General features: G+C 60.9%; 20 protein-coding genes. 7 read left to right on the top strand and 13 right to left on the bottom strand.

The window, feature by feature from the left end:
* The first annotated feature begins 172 nt into the window (after positions 1 to 172).
* Positions 173 to 1,462 carry a vWA domain-containing protein gene (locus tag ACS4RS_RS17300; protein WP_054183007.1) on the top strand — a complete coding sequence of 430 codons (1,290 nt, stop codon included), beginning with the start codon at positions 173 to 175 and terminating at the stop codon, positions 1,460 to 1,462.
* A gap of 119 nt (positions 1,463 to 1,581) precedes the next feature.
* On the opposite strand, the gene gor is transcribed toward ACS4RS_RS17300, so the two are convergent.
* Positions 1,582 to 2,967 (bottom strand): glutathione-disulfide reductase, encoded by a 1,386-nt coding sequence (gor, locus tag ACS4RS_RS17295; protein WP_439009989.1) that lies wholly within the window; start codon positions 2,965 to 2,967, stop codon positions 1,582 to 1,584.
* Between the two features lie 453 nt (positions 2,968 to 3,420).
* Between gor and ACS4RS_RS17290 the strand changes: the two genes are divergently transcribed.
* Positions 3,421 to 3,639, top strand: coding sequence for a hypothetical protein (locus ACS4RS_RS17290; protein ID WP_012557868.1), 219 nt, complete (start codon positions 3,421 to 3,423; stop codon positions 3,637 to 3,639).
* Between the two features lie 45 nt (positions 3,640 to 3,684).
* Here ACS4RS_RS17290 and ACS4RS_RS17285 read toward each other — a convergent pair whose 3' ends face one another.
* From ACS4RS_RS17285 to rpiA, 3 genes are all read right to left on the bottom strand, one after another.
* Complete coding sequence (locus tag ACS4RS_RS17285; RefSeq protein WP_439009990.1) at positions 3,685 to 3,969, bottom strand: acylphosphatase; 285 nt, start codon at positions 3,967 to 3,969, stop codon at positions 3,685 to 3,687.
* 94 nt (positions 3,970 to 4,063) lie between these two features.
* Entirely contained in the window at positions 4,064 to 4,633 is a 570-nt protein-coding gene (locus ACS4RS_RS17280; RefSeq protein ID WP_003579679.1) for a DUF2059 domain-containing protein, read from the bottom strand.
* Between the two features lie 15 nt (positions 4,634 to 4,648).
* On the bottom strand, positions 4,649 to 5,347 hold the full coding sequence (gene rpiA / locus ACS4RS_RS17275) for a ribose-5-phosphate isomerase RpiA (protein WP_439009991.1): 699 nt from the start codon (positions 5,345 to 5,347) through the stop codon (positions 4,649 to 4,651).
* Positions 5,348 to 5,600: 253 nt separating this feature from the next.
* Here rpiA and ACS4RS_RS17270 point away from each other — a divergent pair, with 253 nt between their 5' ends.
* Positions 5,601 to 6,311, top strand: coding sequence for an HAD-IA family hydrolase (locus ACS4RS_RS17270; protein ID WP_439009992.1), 711 nt, complete (start codon positions 5,601 to 5,603; stop codon positions 6,309 to 6,311).
* 325 nt (positions 6,312 to 6,636) lie between these two features.
* Here ACS4RS_RS17270 and ACS4RS_RS17265 read toward each other — a convergent pair whose 3' ends face one another.
* Positions 6,637 to 8,547 (bottom strand): L,D-transpeptidase family protein, encoded by a 1,911-nt coding sequence (locus tag ACS4RS_RS17265; protein ID WP_439009993.1) that lies wholly within the window; start codon positions 8,545 to 8,547, stop codon positions 6,637 to 6,639.
* A 398-nt stretch (positions 8,548 to 8,945) separates the two neighbouring features.
* Here ACS4RS_RS17265 and fumC point away from each other — a divergent pair, with 398 nt between their 5' ends.
* Positions 8,946 to 10,337 (top strand): class II fumarate hydratase, encoded by a 1,392-nt coding sequence (fumC, locus tag ACS4RS_RS17260; protein ID WP_449313750.1) that lies wholly within the window; start codon positions 8,946 to 8,948, stop codon positions 10,335 to 10,337.
* Positions 10,338 to 10,598: 261 nt separating this feature from the next.
* On the opposite strand, the gene ACS4RS_RS17255 is transcribed toward fumC, so the two are convergent.
* From ACS4RS_RS17255 to ACS4RS_RS17240, 4 genes are all read right to left on the bottom strand, one after another.
* Positions 10,599 to 11,426, bottom strand: a complete 828-nt coding sequence (locus ACS4RS_RS17255; protein WP_439009995.1) for an Ig-like domain-containing protein — start codon at positions 11,424 to 11,426, stop codon at positions 10,599 to 10,601.
* 15 nt (positions 11,427 to 11,441) lie between these two features.
* A protein-coding gene (locus tag ACS4RS_RS17250) for an IS630 family transposase (protein WP_439009996.1) occupies positions 11,442 to 12,388 on the bottom strand; the annotation gives its coding sequence in 2 pieces (ribosomal slippage) (positions 11,442 to 12,047 and positions 12,050 to 12,388; 945 coding nt in all).
* Positions 12,389 to 12,775: 387 nt separating this feature from the next.
* The gene (locus ACS4RS_RS17245; RefSeq protein WP_439009997.1) at positions 12,776 to 13,951 is read right to left on the bottom strand and encodes an IS91 family transposase; all 1,176 of its coding nucleotides are present in this window, start codon (positions 13,949 to 13,951) and stop codon (positions 12,776 to 12,778) included.
* Between the two features lie 12 nt (positions 13,952 to 13,963).
* Positions 13,964 to 14,824 carry a tyrosine-type recombinase/integrase gene (locus ACS4RS_RS17240; protein ID WP_439009998.1) on the bottom strand — a complete coding sequence of 287 codons (861 nt, stop codon included), beginning with the start codon at positions 14,822 to 14,824 and terminating at the stop codon, positions 13,964 to 13,966.
* Positions 14,825 to 15,204: 380 nt separating this feature from the next.
* On the opposite strand from ACS4RS_RS17240, the gene ACS4RS_RS17235 reads away from it, so the two are divergent.
* Both ACS4RS_RS17235 and ACS4RS_RS17230 read left to right on the top strand, forming a co-directional pair.
* A complete protein-coding gene (locus ACS4RS_RS17235; protein ID WP_449313749.1) occupies positions 15,205 to 16,812 on the top strand; it encodes a fumarate hydratase in 1,608 nt (535 codons plus the stop codon).
* 250 nt (positions 16,813 to 17,062) lie between these two features.
* Positions 17,063 to 18,130: a diguanylate cyclase domain-containing protein gene (locus tag ACS4RS_RS17230; protein ID WP_439010000.1), complete on the top strand. Its 1,068-nt coding sequence runs from the start codon at positions 17,063 to 17,065 to the stop codon at positions 18,128 to 18,130.
* A gap of 24 nt (positions 18,131 to 18,154) precedes the next feature.
* Here ACS4RS_RS17230 and ACS4RS_RS17225 read toward each other — a convergent pair whose 3' ends face one another.
* Both ACS4RS_RS17225 and ACS4RS_RS17220 read right to left on the bottom strand, forming a co-directional pair.
* Entirely contained in the window at positions 18,155 to 18,766 is a 612-nt protein-coding gene (locus tag ACS4RS_RS17225) for a pyridoxamine 5'-phosphate oxidase family protein (protein WP_439010001.1), read from the bottom strand.
* Positions 18,767 to 18,803: 37 nt separating this feature from the next.
* The gene (locus tag ACS4RS_RS17220) at positions 18,804 to 19,784 is read right to left on the bottom strand and encodes an alpha/beta fold hydrolase (RefSeq protein ID WP_439010002.1); all 981 of its coding nucleotides are present in this window, start codon (positions 19,782 to 19,784) and stop codon (positions 18,804 to 18,806) included.
* Positions 19,785 to 19,831: 47 nt separating this feature from the next.
* Between ACS4RS_RS17220 and ACS4RS_RS17215 the strand changes: the two genes are divergently transcribed.
* Positions 19,832 to 20,302 carry a MarR family winged helix-turn-helix transcriptional regulator gene (locus ACS4RS_RS17215; RefSeq protein WP_003586115.1) on the top strand — a complete coding sequence of 157 codons (471 nt, stop codon included), beginning with the start codon at positions 19,832 to 19,834 and terminating at the stop codon, positions 20,300 to 20,302.
* Positions 20,303 to 20,304: 2 nt separating this feature from the next.
* On the opposite strand, the gene ACS4RS_RS17210 is transcribed toward ACS4RS_RS17215, so the two are convergent.
* On the bottom strand, positions 20,305 to 21,495 hold the full coding sequence (locus ACS4RS_RS17210; RefSeq protein ID WP_439010003.1) for a low temperature requirement protein A: 1,191 nt from the start codon (positions 21,493 to 21,495) through the stop codon (positions 20,305 to 20,307).
* Between the two features lie 30 nt (positions 21,496 to 21,525).
* Positions 21,526 to 21,900, bottom strand: coding sequence for a gamma-butyrobetaine hydroxylase-like domain-containing protein (locus ACS4RS_RS17205; RefSeq protein ID WP_439010004.1), 375 nt, complete (start codon positions 21,898 to 21,900; stop codon positions 21,526 to 21,528).
* Between the last annotated feature and the right edge of the window lie 60 nt (positions 21,901 to 21,960).

The following is a 21,960-nucleotide window of genomic DNA, read 5'->3' as shown; positions in this document are numbered from 1 at the left end:
AAAGGCCAATCGCCCGAAGCTCCACGCCGTGCCGTCGCCATCGGCCGAAGCTCGCATATAGGTGGCAAAAATCCCCGTTTCCATCGTTAAACAGGCATATACCACGTCGGTTTCCCTATATTTTAGACTTTGAATGTAGAACCGGAAAGAGTTTCAACATCGGGGACACATCATGGCGATCCTTCCGCCGGGATTCATATCGGATCGTTCAGGCAATTTCGGCATCATGACCGCATTGCTGATGGTGCCGCTGCTCGGTATGGCGGGCATGGCGGTGGATTTCGCTCACGCTATGAGCCTGCGCACACAGCTCTTTGCCGCCGCCGATGCTGCCGCCGTCGGCTCGATCGCCGAAAAATCCGGCGCGGTCGCCGCAGCCATGACAATGAGCGGCAACGGAACGATCTCGCTCGGCAAGACCGACGCCCGCAGCATCTTCCTGTCGCAAGTATCGGGAGAACTGGCGGATGTTAATGTCGATCTCGGCATCGACGTTACCAAGACCGCCAACAAGCTGAATTCGCAGGTTTCGTTCACCGCGGTCGTGCCGACCACCTTCATGCGCGTTCTCGGCAAGGATTCGATCACCATCTCCGGCACGGCAACGGCCGAATATCTGACCGCGTCGTTCATGGATTTCTACATCCTGCTCGACAACACGCCATCGATGGGCGTCGGCGCCACCGCGAAAGACGTCGCGACGATGGAAAAGAACACCAGCGATAGCTGTGCTTTCGCCTGTCACGAAACGGAAAACAAAAACAACTACTACAACCTTGCCAAGAAGCTCGGTGTCAGCATGCGCATTGACGTCGTGCGCCAGGCAACCAAGGAGCTGACGCTGACCGCAAAGTCCACGCGCGTTTCCACCAATCAGTTCCGCATGGGCGTCTATACCTTCGGCACCAAAGCCGAAGACGCCAATCTGACCACCATATCGGACCCAACGGACGACCTCGACAAGGTAGGCACCTACACTGACGCGGTCGATCTGATGACTATCCCGAAGCAGGGCTACAATAACGACCAGCAGACGAGCTTCGACAACGCGCTGACGCAGATGAAAGACATTATCACCACCCCCGGCGACGGCAGCACCGCCACGACGCCGCAAAAGATCCTGTTCTTCGTCTCGGACGGCGTCGGCGACAGCGAAAAGCCGAAGGGCTGCACCAAGAAACTGACCGGCAACCGCTGCCAGGAGCCGATCGACACTTCCTTCTGCAAACCGCTGAAGGACAAGGGCATCAGGATTGCGGTGCTCTACACCACGTACCTGCCTCTGCCGAAGAACAGCTGGTACAATACGTGGATCAGCCCCTTCCAGAGCCAGATCCCGACGAAGATGCAGGAATGCGCCTCGCCCGGCCTCTATTTCGAGGTGACGCCGACCGAAGGTATCGCCGATGCGATGAAGGCCCTCTTCCTCAAGGCCATCCGCGCGCCGCGCATTACCAGCTAATGCATGTCGCCCGGAAGTGTACAGCGGTTCCGGGATACCGACATACATCAAAACAAAGAGCTAAAGCGCGTCGCATGAATCAAGTTTGATGCGACGCGCTTTTAGCGCACACGGATGACTCAGACGCGCTGCCCGTCACGGACCCTATAGCTCGGCGCATACATGGTGACGAGCTCTTCGGCCGCCGTCGGGTGCAGCGCCATGGTCTGGTCGAAATCGTCCTTGGTGCAGCCGGCTTTCAGCGTGACGCCGAGCAGCTGCGCCATCTCGCCGGCATCGTGGCCAAGGATATGGGCGCCCACTACCTTGCGGCTTGCCGCATCGACGATCAGCTTCATGATCATCCGCTCGGCCCGGCCGGAAAGCGTCGCCTTCAGCGGCCGGAACTGAGCCCGATACACCTCGAGCTCACCGTAACGCTTGCCCGCCTCTTCTTCCGAAAGACCGACGGTGCCGATCTCCGGTTGCGAGAAGACGGCCGTCGGGATCAGCTCGTAGTCCGGCCGGGTCGGATTGTTCTTGTACTCGGTTTCGATGAAGCACATCGCCTCGTGGATCGCCACCGGCGTCAGCTGTACCCGATTGGTGACATCGCCGAGCGCGTAGATGTTTTCGACATTGGTGCGGGAATAGTCGTCGACGATAATCGCGCCGCGCTCGTCGATCGCAACGCCGGCCGCCTCAAGGCCGAGGCCTTCAGTGTTCGGATCCCGCCCGAGCGCCAGCATGACGACGTCGGCCTGCAGCGTGCCGCTGTTCAGCGTCTCCAGAACGAGCCCGCCCTCGCCCTTCGAAACCTTCTGCAGCGTATCATGGCAGAGAATGCGGATGCCCTTGGCGACCATCGCCTCGTGCAGCCCGCGCCGCAGATCTTCGTCGAAGCGCGACAGTATCTCTGCGCCGCGATAGATCAGCGTCGTCTCGACGCCCAGACCGTGGAAGATGTTGGCGAATTCGACGGCGATGTAACCGCCGCCGGCGATGACGATCGATTTCGGCAGCTCCTCGAGATGAAAAGCCTCATTGGAGGAGATGCAAAGCTCGTGACCGGGGAGCGCGACATGCGGGTTCGGCCGGCCGCCGGTCGCGATCACGATCGTCTTCGCCGTCACCGTCTGCCCGGTTTTCGTTAGGCGCACCGTATGGGCATCGACGAGCTCGGCGCGCGTTTCCAGGATCTCGGCATTGGCGCCGGCGAGGCCCTTCTTGTAGAGGCCTTCCAGCCGGGCGATCTCGGCATCCTTGGCCGCCACCAGCTTCTTCCAGTCGAAGCTGCTTTCGCCGACCGTCCAGCCGAAGCCGGCCGCATCCTCGAAATGCTCATGGAACTGCGAAGCATAGACGAAGAGCTTCTTCGGCACGCAGCCGCGGATGACGCATGTGCCGCCGTAGCGGTATTCTTCGGCGATCGCCACTCTTTTGCCGAGCGAGGCGGCGACACGCGCGCCACGCACGCCTCCGGAACCGCCGCCAATGACGAAAAGGTCGTAGTCGTAGGAAGACATGAGGAGCTCCGGAAGGGAATCGCAGGAAGGATGTTCCTGATATAGAGCCTTTCCTGGTTAGATTGAAGCATTCTGCCGGAGCAGGTTTTCGTCAGGGCAAAGGCGATTGGCGACGGGCATACCCCTTGGTACGTCCGAGCCGATCGCCTCTGATCCTGGCGGAAAGATGCCCGGCCCTTCGGGTTGGCTGAAACGGGCCGTCTGATCGACCGGCCGGCTTGGCCGTAGAGCTTTGCTACGACGCGCGCCGGCCGGTCGACCGTCCGACTCCGTTTGAGCCAACAGAATGCTTCAATCCAACCAGGAAAGGCTCTAGGGGCGATCGCCCCGAAAACAAAAACCCACTCCTGCATCATCCCGTTGCCCTCGCCGAATCTTCCCGGCAAACGGTTGACCCGGTCGCCTGAGGCTGGCAGGCAAATCCACGCAGTAAAAAAGAAGCCGGAGCAAAAAATGGATCAAACTCTCTTCGCCAACCTGTGCAAGGCTGGCAAATTCAAGGAGGCGCTCGGCCTCGCCATCCAGGGCCATGAGAACGAAAAATACGCGCCGAGCCGCTTCGCAATGGACAAGAAATCAGGACTGCCGATCTTCTACCGCGGCAACAAGCGCGTCGAGCCGGATGAAACGGGCGTATGGCAATTGGCCAAGAGCTCGAAAGATTGGGGCTGAGGGTCCGGCGATCAGAGAGCGCCATCTCCTGGCGGTTTGCCGCATTCAAGCGGTGATGCGGAAATCCGTCGGCATTTCCGCAAGCTGGGTCGCTTCCGTCTCGACGCCGGAAACCGTTGCTCCCGCAGGTCCGCGGCTGAAACGCTCGATCATTGTCGAGATGGCGATATCGGATCCTGCGATCAAAGCGGCGACCGATCCGTCCACTTCATTGCGAACCCAACCTGTGAGCCCGAGCCGCAACGCCTCTTCGCGCGTCCATATGCGAAACCCGACCCCTTGCACCCTGCCTGATACCCGCACTCGCACAGCCTCGTAATGAGCAGACATGTTGCCTCGCCAAAGCCTCATCGGTATTGCGGCATCGATCATAGCAAAAAAGCCCGGACGATGCCGGGCTTTTGCAAATCTGCGGAGGCGGTCCTTACTTCTGGGCGGCCGGCGCGGGAGCGGGTGCCGGAGCCACCGGGCTGTCGGTTGCCGGCGGTGGCGCCTTGATGACCTTGGAGAGTTCGGCATTGCTCTGCTTTTCCAGGTCGCGGGAAATGCCCTGCGCCCAGATGTCGGCAGCCTTCGCCGTCTCGCGCGAGGCGACCGGGCCGTCGCGCAGCAGCTTCTTGCCGACGTCGGAATTATAGAAGTCGGCGATCGCCTTCAGTTCATCGGCGGTGAAGGTCTTGGCATAGGTGAGCGCCGCCTCCTTCTCCAGATCGCCGCGGCGGGGCGCCAGCGCCAGCGCTTGCGCATCGACTGTCGACGAGATGATGTCCTGATAGTTCGGCGAATCTTGGATCAGGCCGGCCTTCAGGCGCTCGGCAAGACCGGGCAGGATGTTGTCGAACTGGGCGGTGGCGCCGATGGCGTCGATCGCCGCGCGAGAGGCCTTCAACTGCTCCTCGGAGACCTCCTGCGCCTTGACGGCGGAGCCGAAGGCAAGCCCTGAAAGAACGATGGTCGCAGCGGCAAAACGGCCAAGACCTGCAATGTTCATCATGTGTGTACGCTCCTGTTATCTGTTTGCCTGCAGTATGCGCGCACCCGCAGGACCGGCAATGATCGCAAGTGCCGCCATATTGATAAAGAGCCCGTGTTCGACGACGCCGGGTATGGAATTCAGCTCGCTCGAAAGCGCCTCTGCATCAGGAATGCGGCCAAAAGATGCATCGATAATGTGATGGCCGCCATCCGTGGTAAACTCTCCGTCACCGGATTGGCGCAGGCTGAGTTCGCCTGAAAGGCCGAGCCGGGCCGCGACCTTCTCGATCGCGATCCGTGTCGAGACGAGCCCGAACGGATTGACCTCGATCGGCAGCGGGTAGGCGCCGAGCGTGTCGACCAGCTTGCTCTCGTCGGCAATGACGATCATCCGCTCGGAAGCGGCCGCGACAATCTTTTCGCGCAGCAACGCGCCGCCGCCGCCCTTGATCAATCGGAGCGCCGGATCAACCTCGTCGGCGCCGTCGATCGTCAGGTCGAGTGCCGGCAGTTCATCGAGCGACTTCAGCGGCACGCCGAGTTCGACGCAAAGCCGCGCCGTTCTTTCCGACGTCGGAACGCCTTCGACCTTGAAGCCGCTTGCGACTTTCTCCGCCAACAGACGAACGAATTCTTCCGCGGTGCTGCCGGTGCCGATGCCGAGGCGCATTCCGTCTTCGACATGGGCAAGTGCCGCCGCGGCGGCCTTGATCTTCATTTCGCGGGCATCCATGCGCCGCCAGCTCCGAATTATTGCGTTGGATGTGCTGTTTACACGGCTCGCCTGGCAAACGAAAGTCAAAATCATCACGGAAAATGAAAAGCCGAAACAAATGCCTGCCGCCTTCCCGGCACATATCCCGACGTTGCTTTCCGCCACGCGATCGCCTACCTCAGGCATGATCTATCGTTCCAGAGGCGACCTGTCGTGCCTCAGGACGACTTGTCGCTCTCCAGAACGACTCATTGCGCAAAGAGACAAACCCTTGACCCATTCCCACGCCCGCCCGGCACTCATCGTCTTCGATCTCGACGGTACCCTTCTCGACACCCATACGGATCTCGTCGAGAGCCTCAACCATACGATCGCAGCCCTTGGCCTCGACCCGGTCAGCTATGACGACCTCACCCATCTCGTCGGCCACGGCGCGCGCGTGATGATCGAGCGCGCCTGCCGCCTGCGCGGCCATCCGCTCGAGAGCGACGCCCTGCCGCCACTGGTCGAGCGCTTCGTCGCCCATTATGCCGGCAACATGCCCGGCCGTACCGAACCCTATCCCGGCCTCGTCGCCGCGATGGACCGGCTTAGATCTGCCGGTTACCGCCTCGCCGTCTGCACCAACAAGATGGAAAGCCTGGCACTCGGTCTGCTCGAGAAACTCGACCTCGTCAGCTATTTCGACGCCATCACCGGTGGCGACAGCTTCGCCGTGCGCAAGCCCGACGCCCGCCACCTCGCCGGCACCATCGAACGCGCCGGCGGCGACATCGCCCGAGCCGTGATGATCGGCGACAGCATCAACGATATCGCCGTGGCCAGGAATGCCGGCGTGCCGTCGATCGCCGTGCCTTTTGGCTATTCTGACGTGCCGGTTTCCGACCTGGATCCGGATATGATCATCACCCACTACGACGAGCTGACGTCGGAACTGGTGGAGAGGCTGCTGCGGGAATACGCGGGGAAGGTCGCGGTCTGAGGAGTTCGCTCATTTCTCCTATCCGTCCCTCATTCCTGTGCTTGTCGCAGGAATCCAGCCGGCTTGCGTCCGCAAGCCGAAAAGACTCTTAAATTGAGACCAGCATCCGTCACTTGAAGAGGACATTGCTCCTGCAATGCACCATTTATCGATGGGGCCGCATTCCCCGCCGCGTAGACACGCGGCTGCTGGATCCTGTGACGAGCACAGGAATGAGGGACGAATTTGTGGCGCCAGTCTGCCAAACGCAACAGTCCTCTACTCACCCCAAAAACAAAACGGGCGGCCCGAAGACCGCTCGCTCGATAATCCAATAAAATCTGCGTCAGATCTGCGCGCCGCGCGCCTTTGTCGTCGCGTCAAAGGCCTTGTCGACATAGCCGTCGCGGCCATAGACGTCGTCGAAATATTCCACCACGCCGTCCTTGTTCGGCCAGGCAGTGAAATAGGAGACGTAGACCGGGATCTTCTGCGGCACCTTCACGGCATGGTTCTGCCCGGTGGCAATCTGCTTAGCGACGTCGTCGACAGTCGTGCCGAGAACGGCGGCTGCCATCGCACGCGGATTGGCAAGGCGCACGCAGCCGTGGCTCAAAGCCCGCATGTCACGCTTGAAGAAGCTCTTCGACGGCGTGTCGTGCATGTAGATCGCGTGGCTGTTCGGGAACAGGATCTTCAGTTCACCGAGCGCATTGTCGCTGCTTGGCGGCTGGCGGACCGAAACGTTATTGGTGGAACCATACCAATCGACGCTCGACGAGGCGACGGCATGGCCGTTCACCTCGACTTCATAGCCGAGCTGGTCGAGATAGTTCGGATCCGAACGCAGCTTCGGCAACATCTCGTTGATGATGATCGACTGCGGCACGCCCCAGAACGGGTTGAACTCCACTGTCTCGATCTCGTCGTCGAAGAAATAGGTCTGATTGTTCTTGCCACCGACAACGACCCGCATCGACAGCTGTTCCTTGCCGTCATTGTGGTAATAGACCATGAAGGCGGGCTGGTTGATCATCACGTAGCGGGAGCCGAGATCCTCCGGGAGCCAGCGCGCCTGCTCCATGGCGACGACCAGCTTGTCGATCTTCGAGGCATTGGTATCGCCGCCGGTCATGGCGCGCACGGTCGCCTGGCCGATGACGCCATCGGCCTTGAGTCCGCGCTCCTGCTGGAAGGCTTCGACCAGCGAGACGATATCGGGCGAATAGTCGCTGTTGCCTGCGTAAGCGGCAAGCGTTGCCGCGTGATCGGTCTTCAGCGTTTCGGACCCATGCTTTCCGATCGCCTTGACGATATTGGCGATCTCAGGAGAGCTGTCGCCAGGCCTCAGCAGCTTGTCGAGCGAAACGACGATTCGCTCCTCGTTGCCACCGTCGGCGGCGCGAAGCTTGGCAAGCTCTGCCTTCAGTGCCTCAAACTGAGGACCATCGGGCGAGCGGCTGGCGATGTAGGCGCCGACATCGGGGCTCATGCGGGCAAGCTTCAGCACCGACGTCAGATTGACCGCCTTGCGCTGAAAGTCATGATAGCCGGAGATCTTGTTCGGATCGATTCGCCCACGCACGGTATCCTGCACGAAAGCCAGCACCTTGGCGGAGAGTTCGAGTTCGAACTGCGTCAGCGCCCGGTCGCGGAAGGCGGGATCGGGATTGGCTGGGTCAATCGCTGGCGCCTGGACCGCGTAATCGGCAGGGTCGAGACCGACGGAGGCCGCATCGGCAAGTGTCGCCATCGCCGACTTGGCGCGGTCGTTGATCTGGTTGCCATCGACCCAGACGAGCGGATTGCGGCTGTCGCCGTAATAGGCTTCGAGCACCTTTGCGCCGTCCGCGTTGGCGCGCACCTTGGCCTGCGCCAGGAAGCGGCGCTGGACTGCGGGTTCGGCGCTGGCATCGCCGGTCGGGGAAACATCCGCGACCGCGCCGGTGACGACGGGATCGGCGAACTTACCGGTATCGACGAACTGCAACGTCTCGGCTTTGTAGGTGTAATAACGCGGGCTGCTCACCTTCGGCAGCGGCGCCTCAGGATCGAGCCCGCCGAGTGACCCGCCAACAGCACCGCGCGGCACGGGCCGACCGGGCACCTGATCCATGAAGATAGTGCTCTGGGTCCGCTGCCTGTCGCCGCGCAGCATGTCCATCAATGTATAAGCATGCGCGGGTGCGGCAGTCATAACCGCCACGCCGCAGGAAATCGCCAATGCGGATGCCGCGCTTTTCAAAACGAACGTCATATATCTTCCAGTCCCGGTGTCATGCTGTTCTCAGCTCAAATCCCGCGAAACTCAGCGTCCGGCTCATTGATCAGAAACCGGCCTGCGCCGCCAGCGCCGGCGGACTCAATTTTGTGTGACGGAGGTCCTGCGCGGCGCCGCGCAGAAGTTCACACAAAATTATGAAATTATTAGTTAATTTTTTACCGAATTTTCGCATCCGGGCCAGTGGGACGAAAACGTCCAGACGCATAAAATTTTCAAAGTGGCCTAAAAAGCACGCCCTACAACCCATGCAAACATGACTCTCGATTTCAATATTCCGCATCGGGTCCGGTTTTCTTGTCGGACGTTCCAACCTATAAGACCTGATCTCTCTCAGATGACCGAAAACAGCATGTAAAGGGAAGGCTAAGCCGATGACCGCAACACGCACCGAATCCGATACTTTTGGCTCGATCGAGGTCGCCGCTGACCGATATTGGGGCGCCCAGGCTGAGCGTTCGCTCGGTAATTTCAAGATCGGCTGGGAAAAGCAACCGCTGTCGATCGTGCGTGCGCTCGGCATCGTCAAGCAGGCTGCTGCCCGCGCCAACATGTCGCTCGGCGAGCTCGATCCTGCGCTTGGCCAGGCCATCGTCGATGCTGCGCAGGAAGTGATCGACGGCAAGCTCGACGAGCATTTTCCGCTTGTCGTCTGGCAGACCGGTTCGGGCACGCAGTCCAACATGAATGCCAATGAGGTGATCTCCAATCGCGCTATAGAAATGCTTGGCGGCGTCATGGGTTCCAAGAAGCCGGTGCATCCGAACGATCACGTCAATATGAGCCAGTCGTCGAACGACACCTACCCGACGGCGATGCACATCGCCTGCGCCGAACGGATCGCCCATCACCTGCTGCCATCCCTGAAGCACCTGCATGCCGCTCTCGACATGAAGGTCACCGAATTCAGCCACATCATCAAGATCGGCCGCACCCACACCCAGGACGCCACACCGCTGACGCTCGGCCAGGAATTTTCGGGTTATGCCGCCCAGGTCGGCTCCGCCATCAAGCGCATCGAAATGACCCTGCCCGGTCTCTGCGAACTCGCCCAGGGCGGCACCGCCGTCGGCACCGGCCTCAACGCGCCAATCGGTTTCGCGGAGAAGGTCGCCGAAGAAATCGCCGCCATTACGGCCCTGCCCTTCGTGACCGCGCCGAACAAGTTCGAAGCGCTCGCCTCGCATGACAGCATGGTCTTTTCCCATGGCGCCATCAATGCAGCGGCTGCCGCCCTCTTCAAGATCGCCAACGACATCCGCCTGCTCGGCTCCGGCCCGCGCGCCGGCCTCGGCGAACTGGCGCTGCCGGAAAACGAGCCAGGTTCCTCGATCATGCCCGGCAAGGTTAACCCGACCCAATGCGAGGCGCTGACGCAGGTCTGCATCCACATCTTCGGCAATCATGCCGCGCTGACCTTCGCCGACAGCCAGGGCCACTTCGAGCTCAACGTCTACAATCCGATGATGGCCTATAATTTCCTGCAATCGGTGCAGCTGCTGGCCGACGCCGCCGTCTCCTTCACCGACAACTGCGTCGTCGGCATCGAGGCCCGCGAAGACAACATCAAGGCCGGCCTCGACCGCTCGCTGATGCTGGTGACCGCCCTTGCGCCGAAGATCGGCTACGACGCAGCCGCCAAGATCGCCAAGACCGCGCACAAGAACGGCACGACGCTGAAGGAAGAGGCGCTTGCGAGTGGACTCGTCTCGGCGGAGGATTACGATGCGATAGTCCGCCCGGAAACGATGATCGGCCCGAAATAGGTTAGTTGGGGTGGTATGCTCCACCTCTCCTCCCTCATTCCTGTGCTCGTCACAGGAATCCAGCCACGGCGCGTCCGCGCCGTGAATGAAGCAAAATATCAGGGAAAGAGTGTTCGCGCCCAAGGACTTGGGCGCACTGAATTCCTGTGACGAGCACAGGAATGAGGGAGGTTGGCGTAGCCGTTCTCGCTGGATTTTCCAGCCGACGCGGACACCCCCCCATCCGCCTGCCGCCAGCACAACCCACAGCCCCGATAAACGTCAAACCAACAGCGAAATATTGTCCATCACCACCGAATTGCCCATGAAGTCGAAGCTGACCTCATCGATGTCTTTGATCTCGACCACAAGATTGGGGCCAGTGACCTCAAGCTCCTGCTGATAGACGATCTGGCCGTCATTCATCGCAGTCAGCGTCAGGTGAAAGGGCGATGCGGACAGTTCGGCAATCGAAACACCCTGAAAGGTGAAATCCCCGCCATCGACCATCTTCAACGTCACGGGCGTCGAACCAGGGGATAGGACGGTATCGCTGAAGCCGTCCTCGGTGATGGCGTCAACGCCCGGGATGGTATCGTAGACGATACCGTTCAGAAGCGTCAGCTCCTGACTGCCGTTCACGGAGAGCGCAAAGCCCCGATAGTCGGGAAGGAAGAAATTATCCGCCCTCGACGTGACGCCCATGTCGTCGAAATCCAGGACCTCCTGGTATTTTTCGCCTTCGCTGACCCCGTCGATCGCGAGCGTCAGCACGCCGAAGTCCGTGCCCCCTGAGCCATCGGACATCTTGTAGCTTAGTGTCTCGATGAGCTGATCGTATTTCCCAAAATTCTTCACCACGTCGAGTGTGTAGTCCAACTCGTACGTGAAGTGACCGTCAGGTTTCACCTTGAAGGTTCCGTACTTGCCCTCAATGATCGTTTCATGGTCAGGCCCATGTTTGGCGTCGATAAGCACGCCATTGACGAAGCGGGCATAGATCTCCGCTCCCTCGGGATCGCTGGCGAGGCGCAGCAGATCGCCCCTGAGCCAATCATGTTCGAAAAAAACGAGAAGGTCGTCGACAGCAGTTGGCTTTGCATTTGTCATTAGAGCGGGATGATTTTACGTCCGTTCATATCCGGCTTCCTTGAAGTAGTTTAGGCACTCTTTTGGCGAGACGGTTTGGAGGATAGCTGCAAGCGCGTCGTCGATGGCGTTGCGGGTTCTGGCTTGTGCCTGTCGCAGCCCGTGTTTGATCTTGGCGAAGAGCTTCTCGATCGGATTGAGATCTGGGGAGTATTGCGGCAGAAAGAATAGTCGGGCGCCGGCCCTGCGGATGGCGACCCGGATCGCCTTGGCTTTATGCGAGCCGAGATTGTCCATCACGACGATGTCGCCAGGTTTGAGTTCTGGCACCAGCACCTTTTCAACGTAGATGAGAAAGCGTTCGGCGTTGATGGGGCCATCAATGATCCATGGTGCGCTGACGCGGTCGGTTCGAAGCGCGGCGATGAAGGTCATCGTATTCCAATGGCCGAAAGGAGCTTTGCCCAAGAGCCGCTCGCCACGCGGCGCCCAGCCTCTGAGCGGCGCCATGTTCGTCTTCGTCCAGGTTTCGTCGATGAAGAGAAGGCGGGCCGGATCGATGCGATGGCGATGCTTCAGCCAGCGCGCCCGCCTGGCGGCGACGTCGGGTCGCTCCCGTTCGCTGGCGACCAGCGTCTTTTTTTATAACTCAGCCCTTCATCCTGGACGAAGGCCCAGACGGACCGGTAATCCACGTCCAGACCCCGCTCCGCCAATTCCGCGACCAGCCCACGCAGCGTGAACGCACTCGCGCGGCAGCGTTCGACAAGCCATTCCCGGTGGCCACCGCAGATTGCCCGCGGCTTGTGGCCGCCCATCTGGCCGGGTGCTGCGCTGCCCGTTGCGTGGAACCGCCGCACCCAATCGATCGCGGTGCTGATGCCAATGCCGAACCGTTTGGCCGCAGCCCGGCACGACAGCCCCTCCTGCGTCACCGCCCCGACAACACGCTCTCGCAGATCATTCGAAAAAGGTCTCGCCATCCAGACCGGCCTCCTTACCGGCCAGAAGGGTGAATCTGATTTGTGTCCAAAAGGGAATCTGGAGGGTTCTGTGAGGTCCGGGCGCTGTGCGTGCGGCATTCACTGATCGGACCTCATTGAAGCCGGATTGAGCGAAGGCGCGGGTTGTTTGGCGCTATGGGGATTTAGCCGAAGCGGTGGATGGCGTTTTGCAGGGTTGAGCCTTGCCGGAGCCCGTGGACAGGTATGGAAGGAGATTCTTGCCGGTATTTGCGGTGTCTTTGACGCGCCTGTCGGCTGGTTTGCATCGACCGAAACGTCGCTCGGGCACGATTGGCCAAAGCACTCGCACCGCGGCTCTTCGGCATGCCGACGCTGATCGTTGCAATGATGCCGCGCGTAATATGATCATGAACTGTCGTTCCATGCTGGCCGACGTACCGGCTGGAGCGGGGTCCACGCGCCGATGATCGTCATGGTTCCGCCGCAACAGGAGCAGCGGTGCAGCAAAGGTGGTGGCTTTGTGTCCGGTTCTTCGACCGGGTGTTCCGGCGGCGGGACGTCGAGCAGGCTTCGGCACAGGTCCAGCTTCAGTTGCCGATGGCCATTGGCAAGCAGGCCATAATGACGAATGCGGTGAAAGCCGTCCGGAACGGTGTGAAGCAGGAAACGGCGGATGAACTCGTGGGCATCGAGCGTCATTACCTTTTGCCTGCCGCCCGTTCGATAGTCCTTCCATCGGAATGTGACTCGATCGCCATCGATGCTGACGAGGCGGGAATTGGAGATGGCAATGCGATGGGTATAGCGCCCGAGATAGGCCAGCACCTGTTCGGGTCCGGCAAATGGCGGCTTGGCATAGACCACCCAGGCGACACGCCGCGTTTCTTTGACAATGTGATTGAACGCCGCCGGATTGGCCAGGCCGGCGATATCGCCAAAGAACCGAAGCTGGTCCAGGTCGTAGGCCTGCTTCAGCTCTTCAAGAAACAACCGCCTGAACAGGGATGACAGAACGCGCACGGGCAGGAAGAAGTTTGCCCGGCAGGGAACCCAACGGGACTGGTCCGCCGACAATCCGCCGCCCGGCACGATGCAGTGGATATGAGGGTGAAAATGGAGGTTCTGTCCCCAGGAGTGCAGCACCGCGATGAAGCCGATCTCTGCACCCAGATGCCTGGGATCGGCAGCAAGCTTGCGCAACGTCTCGGCGACGGCGCGAAACAGGATCGTGTAAACGGCATTTTTGTTCTGGAAGGCAATTGCGGCGATCTGCTGCGGTAGGGTGAAGACCACGTGGAAATAGCCGACAGGCAGAAGGTCGGCCTGTCGGGCAGCAAGCCAGTCACGGCTCGCCTGTCCCTGGCACTTTGGGCAATGCCGGTTGCGACAGGAATTATAGGCGATGCGGAACGCCGCGCAGTCCTGACATTGCTGGACATGCCCGCCCAGGCGAGCGGTCCGGCACATCTCGACCGCACTCATGACCCGGCGTTCGACACGCCCGAGATGGGTGTCGTGGGCTTGACGATATCTTTCCCCGTTGCGGCGAAAAATATCCGCCACCTCCAGTCCCGCCGCCATGGCGAAACTTGCTCAGCTTGGCGGCACCACCTCCAGCGTCAGTCGGTCGAGCGGGCTGGTCGTGCTGCGGATCAGGGTATTGGAAACCTTCGTGTAGCGTGCCGTGGTGGACAGATTGTTGTGGCCGAGCAAAACTTGGATGATGCGGATGTCGGTTCCGCTTTCCAAAAGATGGGTGGCAAAGCTGTGGCGCAGCGTATGCACCGTTACCCTTTTGTCGATGCCGGCCGCGGCGCACGCCGAACGGCAGGCAGAATACAGAACCTGGACGTCGATGGGCTTGGTCTCGTCCCGACCCGGAAACAGCCAGACCTCGGGTCTCGCCAGCCGCCAATAGACCCGCAGGATCGCGAGCAACTGCGCTGACAGCATGACGTTGCGATCCTTTCCGCCCTTGCCATGCTCGACGCGGATGATGCCGCGTTCGCCATCAATGTTGCGGACCTTGAGATGGACAGCTTCCGAGGCGCGCAGCCCCGCCGCATACGCTGTCGTCAGTGCGGTACGGGTCCTCAGGCTTGGAACGGCTTCCAGAAACCGCACGATCTCGTCGCCGTTGAGGATCGTCGGCAGCTTGGCCGGTGTCCGGGCATAGGAAATGCGCTCCGGTATCTCGCCATGACCAAGCGTGACGCCAAAGAAGAACCGCAGGGCACAAACTGTCTGGTTCAAGGCTGGCCATGATAGGCCCGAAGAAACCAGATGCACCTGAAACGCGCGCACGTCTTCCAGTCCAAGACGGTCTGGCGATCGCCCGAAATAGCGCGAGAACTTCGTTACCGCATGTAAATACGATCGTTGCGTTGCTGGCGAAAGATTGCGGATCGTCATGTCATCGATCATGCGCCGGCGTAGAGGGCTCATCTCCGTCATCGTCATCTCCTGATTGAAGGTTGGGCAAAACAGCCCATTCCTTCAATCAGGAGCGCTTCATGCAATCAGATCCTCCAAATGCCGCGAAAGCGGCTTCGTTCAATCCCAATTGCGATTCCACCTAAAATCATCCCGCTCTAGAAGCCCCGGCAGGTTAACGCTGGCGGGAATATGAACTTGGCCCGAACGGAAAGCAACCTGAAGTCGTCAGCCTCGATTTCACCTTTTTCCCAACTCGCCTACCGCGTGTAGCGTGCCGACTGCATACCGCGGCACGACATGGCTCCTCTCCAGAGTCCGGCCGCATCCAGATTGCTTTTGCCCCGCGGCGGATTTAGACCGGTTCCAAATTAGCGGCGCACACCAGAAAGGTCACTTCGATGGCTGACGATCTCTTCCCGCTCGGCAACGACACCACCCCCTATCGCAAGATCAGCGGCGATCATGTCTCGGTCGACAGCTTCAAGGGCCAGGAGATCTTGACCGTCGAGCCGGAAGGTATCCGCCTGCTTGCCGAAGCCGCCTTTGCCGACATCAACCACCTGCTGCGCCCCGGCCACCTGAAGCAGCTCGCCTCGATCCTCGATGACCCCGAAGCGACCGACAATGACCGCTTCGTCGCTTACGACCTGTTGAAGAATGCCAATATCGCCGCCGGCGGCGTGCTGCCCATGTGCCAGGATACCGGCACGGCGATCATCATGGGCAAGAAGGGCCGCCGGGTGTGGACCGAGGGCGGGGATCGCGCTGCACTCGCCCGCGGCGTCATGGATGCCTATGAGAAGAAGAACCTGCGTTATTCGCAGCTCGCGCCGGTGAAAATGTTCGAGGAGAAGAACACCCGCAATAACTTGCCGGCCCAGATCGACATCTACGAGGAAGGCACCGACGCCTACGAATTCCTCTTCGTCGCCAAGGGCGGCGGCTCGGCCAACAAAACCTTTCTCTACCAGGGCACGCCCTCGCTGCTGACGCATGACCGGATGATCGATTTCCTTAAGGAAAAGATCCTGACGTTAGGCACGGCAGCCTGTCCGCCCTACCATCTGGCGATCGTCATCGGCGGCACCTCGGCCGAGATGAACCTGAAAACCGTCAAGCTCGCCTCGACCCGCTATCTCGACGAGTTGCCGACCGAAGGGTCCGAAAGCGGCCACGCCTTCCGCGATCTCGAGATGGAGAAGGAAATCCACAGACTGACACAGCAGATGGGCGTCGGCGCCCAGTTCGGCGGCAAGTATTTCTGTCATGACGTGCGTGTCATCCGCCTGCCCCGCCATGGCGCTTCGCTGCCGATCGGCCTCGGCGTCTCCTGTTCCGCCGACCGCCAGGCCAAGGGCAAAATCACCCGCGACGGCATCTTCATCGAGCAGCTCGAAACCGATCCGTCGAAATACATGCCCGAGATCGATGAGGCGAAACTGTCCGAGTCGACCGTCCACATCGACCTCAACCGGCCGATGGCCGAGGTTCTTGCCGAACTGTCGCGACATCCCGTCAAGACGCGCCTGTCCTTGACCGGGACGATCATCGTCGCCCGCGACCTGGCGCATGCCAAGATCCGCGAGCGGCTGGAAAACGGCGAAGGCATGCCCGATTACCTGAAAAACCACCCGGTCTACTATGCCGGTCCCGCCAAGACGCCCGCCGGTTACGCCTCCGGCTCCTTCGGCCCGACGACGGCGGGTCGCATGGACAGCTACGTCGACCAGTTCCAGTCTTTCGGCGGCTCGATGGTGATGCTCGCCAAGGGCAATCGTTCACGAGCGGTCCGCGAGGCCTGCAAGAAACATGGCGGCTTCTACCTCGGCTCTATCGGCGGCCCTGCCGCCCGTCTTGCTCAAGACTGCATCCGCAAGGTCGAAGTCTACGAATATGCCGAACTCGGCATGGAAGCGGTGTGGAAGATCGAGGTCGAAGACTTCCCCGCCTTTATTGTCATCGACGACAAGGGCAATGATTTCTTCCAGGAATTGAATCTCGGGTGATATCGACAAGTCGAATACGATCTCCGGCAGAGAAGAACTGTAAGTTTTTCAGACACCGCCCCCACACAACGAGTATGCACTGTCTCGCCAAAGATACGTTTTTGCGTGCAGAATCATAGGCCTGCCAGAAGTATTGACCTATAGGGCAATTGTCGTATGTAGTATTTGGTATATTCCGCTTTAATCTTTTCCCAAGAAATTTAAGCTACCAAATAGAATATTGCCTTTGAATAGATGAGGAGTTCGCCGGATGAATACGGCTGTCGCGCCTAAGGTGCAGGTTCCCGATGTCGCGGGCCAGATCACCTATGCCATGCGCTCGATGGGCGTTGCGCCGATACCGCGCAATTACGAACTGTTCTACGAGGCCTATATCGGCTCCAATCCGGCGCTCACCCGCGAGCTCGCGGCGCTCGGCGCCCAGGCGACGCAAGCCGAGCTCGACGCGCTCGGCGCGCAATATTTCACCGGCAGCCCGGCCCGCGTCGTCGATGACGCCCATACCCGCATATCAGGCGAACTCGACGGCCTCTTGCGGATCCTGAAGCAGGAGCAGAGTTCGCTCGAAAGCTATACCAGGCTGCTCGGCGAGACCCATAAGCGCATCACTTCCAAGAGCAATGCCAGCGTCGAGCTGATCGAAAATGCCATCGAACTTTTGAGCCAGGCGACCGGCGACACCATGGCGCATGGCGAACGCACCGTCGAGGACGTCGTCCAGCGCTCGCAGGAGATGGACCAGGTCCGCAAGGAACTCGATGAATATAAGCGGATCGCCAACACCGATTCGCTGACGCGGCTGTCCAACCGCCGCGCCTTCGACGAGCGCCTCGCCGCCGTCTTCAACAACCCCGGCATGCGGCCGGTGACGGCCCTGCTGCTTGCCGACATCGACAACTTCAAGAAGATCAACGACACCTACGGCCATCCCGTCGGCGACAAGATCCTTGCCACCGTCGCCTCCGTCATCCGCAGCAACGTCCGGCGCGACGTCTTCGTCGCCCGTGCCGGCGGGGAGGAATTCGCCCTCATCATCGACGGCAATACACCTGAGGAAATCACGGCAATCGCCGAGCGCATCCGTCGCACGCTGGAAACGACACCCTTCAAGAATTCCCGCACGCGGGTCAATTACGGGCCGATCACCGTCTCGATCGGCATCTGCATGGCCTCCAGCGCCGAGGATGCCGGCGAACTCTACAGCAAGACCGACATCGCCCTATACGGCGCCAAGAATGCCGGCCGCAACTGCACCATCCTCTATCAGGACGGCATGCAGAAGGATTTCACCAAGAGCTGGCTGATCTACAAGACCTGACGGCCGTTCCGCGCCACGGCGGTTTTACCACATCGTCTTGGCCGCACGGCCCGGCCATTCCCGGTCGTAGGTTTCCTGGTCGAAATCGCCGACCGCGGACTTCAGCATCTGGCCGGGAGTGGGCAGCCTTGCGGGATCGGCGAAACGCTCGGCGTTCCACAGCTCGGCCCGCATCACGGCGCGTGCGCACTGGAAATAGACCTCGTCGATCGCGATGACGACGACGGTGCGCGGATGTTTGCCGTCCATCTCGAAGCTTGCAAGCAACGCCTCGTCATCAGAGACGATGCCGCGGCCGTTGATGCGCATCGTCGTGTTCGAGCCGGGGATCAGGAACATCAGCGCAAGCCTGGGATCACGCACGATATTGGAGAGTGAATCGACGCGATTGTTGCCGCGCCAGTCCGGCAGATGTAGCGTCTCGTCGTCGACGACGCGCACCACGCCGCCGAGATCGCCGCGCGGCGAACAGTCGAGCCCTTCCGGCCCGACGGTCGCAAGTGCTGCGAAGGGCGAGATATCGATCATCTCCCGATAGAGCGGCGTCAGCCGCTTGGTCACCTTGTCGACGGAGGCCTGTGACAGCCCGGCGCCATAAATCGTATTGAGCTCTTCGATGCTGCTGATGATTTTCATGAGGCGTCCTGCCGCGGCTTGATCGTTGCGACGGACGCTACAATGCCGCGCGCCGCGCCGGAAGCTCAAAAAACGGAATGATTTCCGCATCTTTTTTGATGCTTTCGTCGGTAACACCGTCTTCGCCCCGATCGCCTTCGAGAAATGCCGCGATCGCGGCAAGGACCGGCGCCGCGCCGACGATGCGCCGATGGCCGAAGCCGTTCGCCCAGAGCAGCCGGACGTCCTTCCCGGCAGCCTGATAGCGCCTGGCATGGGTCGGCGACACCTCCTTGTCGTCCTCGGCATGGATGACGAGCACCGGCCGGCCGATGCCGCTTGCGGCATTGCCCGCGTCGAACTCCCTGAGTCTCCGGCCGGTGACGCGCTGGACTTCGGTCTCCAGCGCCGCTTGCGCGGCCGGGCGAAGGCCGATCAGCCGGCCGAAATCGGTAAACAGCCAGCCCATCTCGCTTGGCGCGCCGATCAGCACCAGCCGCCCGCAGGCCAAAGGCGCCACGCCGGGTAGCAGGCCCGCCGCTGAGACTATCAGCGCCGCGCCGCCGAAGGAATGGCCGATAACCGCATCGAAGCCGCCGAAGCGCGCCTCGGCAGCCGCAATCGCCTTGACCGCGAGCCCCATATGCAGGAAACGCCCGCCGGCGCGTCCGTGACCGGGAAAATCGAGCGCCACCACCTCTGCACCGGTCGCCGCAAGCATCGAAACCAACTCAGCCATATATTCGGCGCTCGAGCCCCAACCATGCGTCACCAGCAAACGCTGGCGTTTTCCCCGCGCGCCGCCATTCAGCCGATAGGCATGCGCTTTCGCCCCGCCGGCAAGCTCGAGGGTGAAGCGTTCGGCACCGCCGAGCCGGGCCGCGCCCGCGGCATGCGCTGCCTTTGCCCTTGCTCCCTTCGGCCGCGGCGACGGTGTTCGGCAGAACAGCCGGAACGCTGTCCTGCCCGCCAGATGAGGCGAAATCGCCTGCAGAGCCGAAAAACCCAGGCGGGTGACCTCAAGCGCAAAATTTGCCATAGTGAGAATCCAAAAGACTGTTCAACACTGAACAATAAAGTACAACGATGAACAAAAATCAATCCCTTCCCTGGGATCATCCGCGTTTTCGCAGCTGGATCGCGGTGGCGCGCGCCTGCCAGCTGATGCAGCAGTCGCTGACGCGCTCGCTTGCCGATCTCGACATCAAGCCGCCGCATCTCGACATTCTCGTCAATCTCTACCGTTTCGAAGGCATTTCGCAGCAGGAGCTGGCGCGCAAGCTGCTGGTCGGCCGCTCCAATATGAGCATGCTCTTACCGCAGATGGAAAAACGTGGGCTGATCGAGCGGCGCGGCGACGAACGCGACAAGCGCGTGCTGCGCCTCCACCTCACCGGCGAAGGCCGCAGGCTGACCGAGGCGGCGATGGCGATCCAGACCGACCTCATCGAACGAACGCTCTCTGACGAGCCGATCGAACAATGCATGGCGACCGCCACCTCGATGGAGCGCATCATCACCACGCTGCTCAAGGATCTGCGCGACGACGACGATTGATCTCAATGCAGCGTCGGCGCCGGCGATGTACCGCTCAGCGAGCGGTATTCCCAGGCGGCAACGACGATCAGCACCAGCGTCGCCAGAATGCCCAGCAGATAGATCTCGATGAGGGGTGCCGCGAAGGCAAGCAGGATCAGCAACACCAGACCGGCAAGATGCGACAGCGGCAGCTGCCCGCTGGTCGCGCCCTTGAACCAGAGATTGCCGATCAGGAACAGGCCGGAGCCGCCGAGCACCGCCGCAGCGATGCCGAGGTCGCCCGTCTCATGCGGATGCGAGAACATGAATTCGACGGCCACCGCATGCACGATGATGCCGGCAAGGATCGGGATATGCCCATAGGTGAAGGCGAGCCGCGCCAACGCCCCCGGCGTCGCCTCATGCTCGATGCGGTGGGCGGCACGCCCGTGCCCGAAGCGAAAATAAAGCCACCACATGGCGACGGTGCCGATGAAACCGGTGACGAAGACGATGCCGGTCAGCCCCGAAACCGGCAACTCCGAAAAGGTGCGGCCGGAAACCAGGATCGCCTCGCCGAGGCAGATGATGACGAAGAGCGCGCAGCGCTCGGCCATATGGGCGCCGGAAACGTCCCAGTCGCTCGGCTTCGAGCGGCCGAGACCAGGCACGGCAAAGCCCGCGGCCGGGCCGGCATATTCGATCGCCAGCGCGATCACCCAGGCGATCAGCCGGGCTTCATGCTCGAGCAGCCCGCCGGCGATCCAGAAGACGGCGGCCACCACGAGCCAGGTGGTGATGCGGACGAAATTCAGCGTGTTGGCGCGGTCGACGCGTGTCATCGCATAGGTGGTAAACAGCGAGCGCCCGACCTGCATCGCCACATAGGCGCCGGCAAACAGCAGCCCCTTGTCGCCAAAGGCCTCGGGAATGGAGGCCGACAGCAGCAGCCCGAGCATCATCAGCGCCACCAGCATGCCGCGCACCGGCATCTTGTCGGGATCCAGCCAGTTGGTCACCCAGGCGGTGAAAATCCAAACCCACCAGACGGCAAAGGTCATCAGCGCCGCTTCGGCGGCACCGAGCGGTGTGTAATGGGCGGCAAGCGCATGCGAAAGCTGCGAGATCGAAAAGACGAAGACCAGATCGAAGAACAGTTCGAGGAAGGTCACCTTGTTGCCGGCCGCACTCCCCTTGGCGCGCAACCAGTTCTTGCGGTTCGTTTTCGCCATATGGCCCCCCGATGGCTGGTTATGTGAATTTCAGCGCGGCTTTTCCGCCGTGTCGCGGTTCATGCCCTTTTCCCTGAGTTCGTCCTCATAGGCCGAAAACAGCTCGGCGCCCCGTTCGCCGAGTTCGCGCAGATAGGTCCAGGTGTAGATGCCCGTATCGTGCATGTCGTCGAAGCCGATCCTGACGGCATAATTGCCGGTCGGCGTCATCGAGATGATTGCAACGTTGCGCTTGCCCGGCACCGTCACCCTCTGCCCCGGCCCGTGGCCCTGCACCTCAGCCGACGGCGACAGCACGCGCAAGAGTTCGGCCGCCAGGTCGAAGCTCTGGCCGTCGTCAAAGGTTATCGCCAGCCGCTGCCGGTCTTTCGAAACGCGAAGTTCGCTCGGCCAGATATCGCTCATCTCTATCACCCTCTTTCCTCTGGAGCAGTAGGCGTTCGCCTTTTTCGAGGCAAGCGCAAA

The sequence above is a fragment of the Rhizobium sp. F40D2 genome (assembly GCF_051810745.2).
GTDB lineage: Bacteria > Pseudomonadota > Alphaproteobacteria > Rhizobiales > Rhizobiaceae > Rhizobium.
This window is presented reverse-complemented; position numbering and strand designations above follow the sequence as displayed.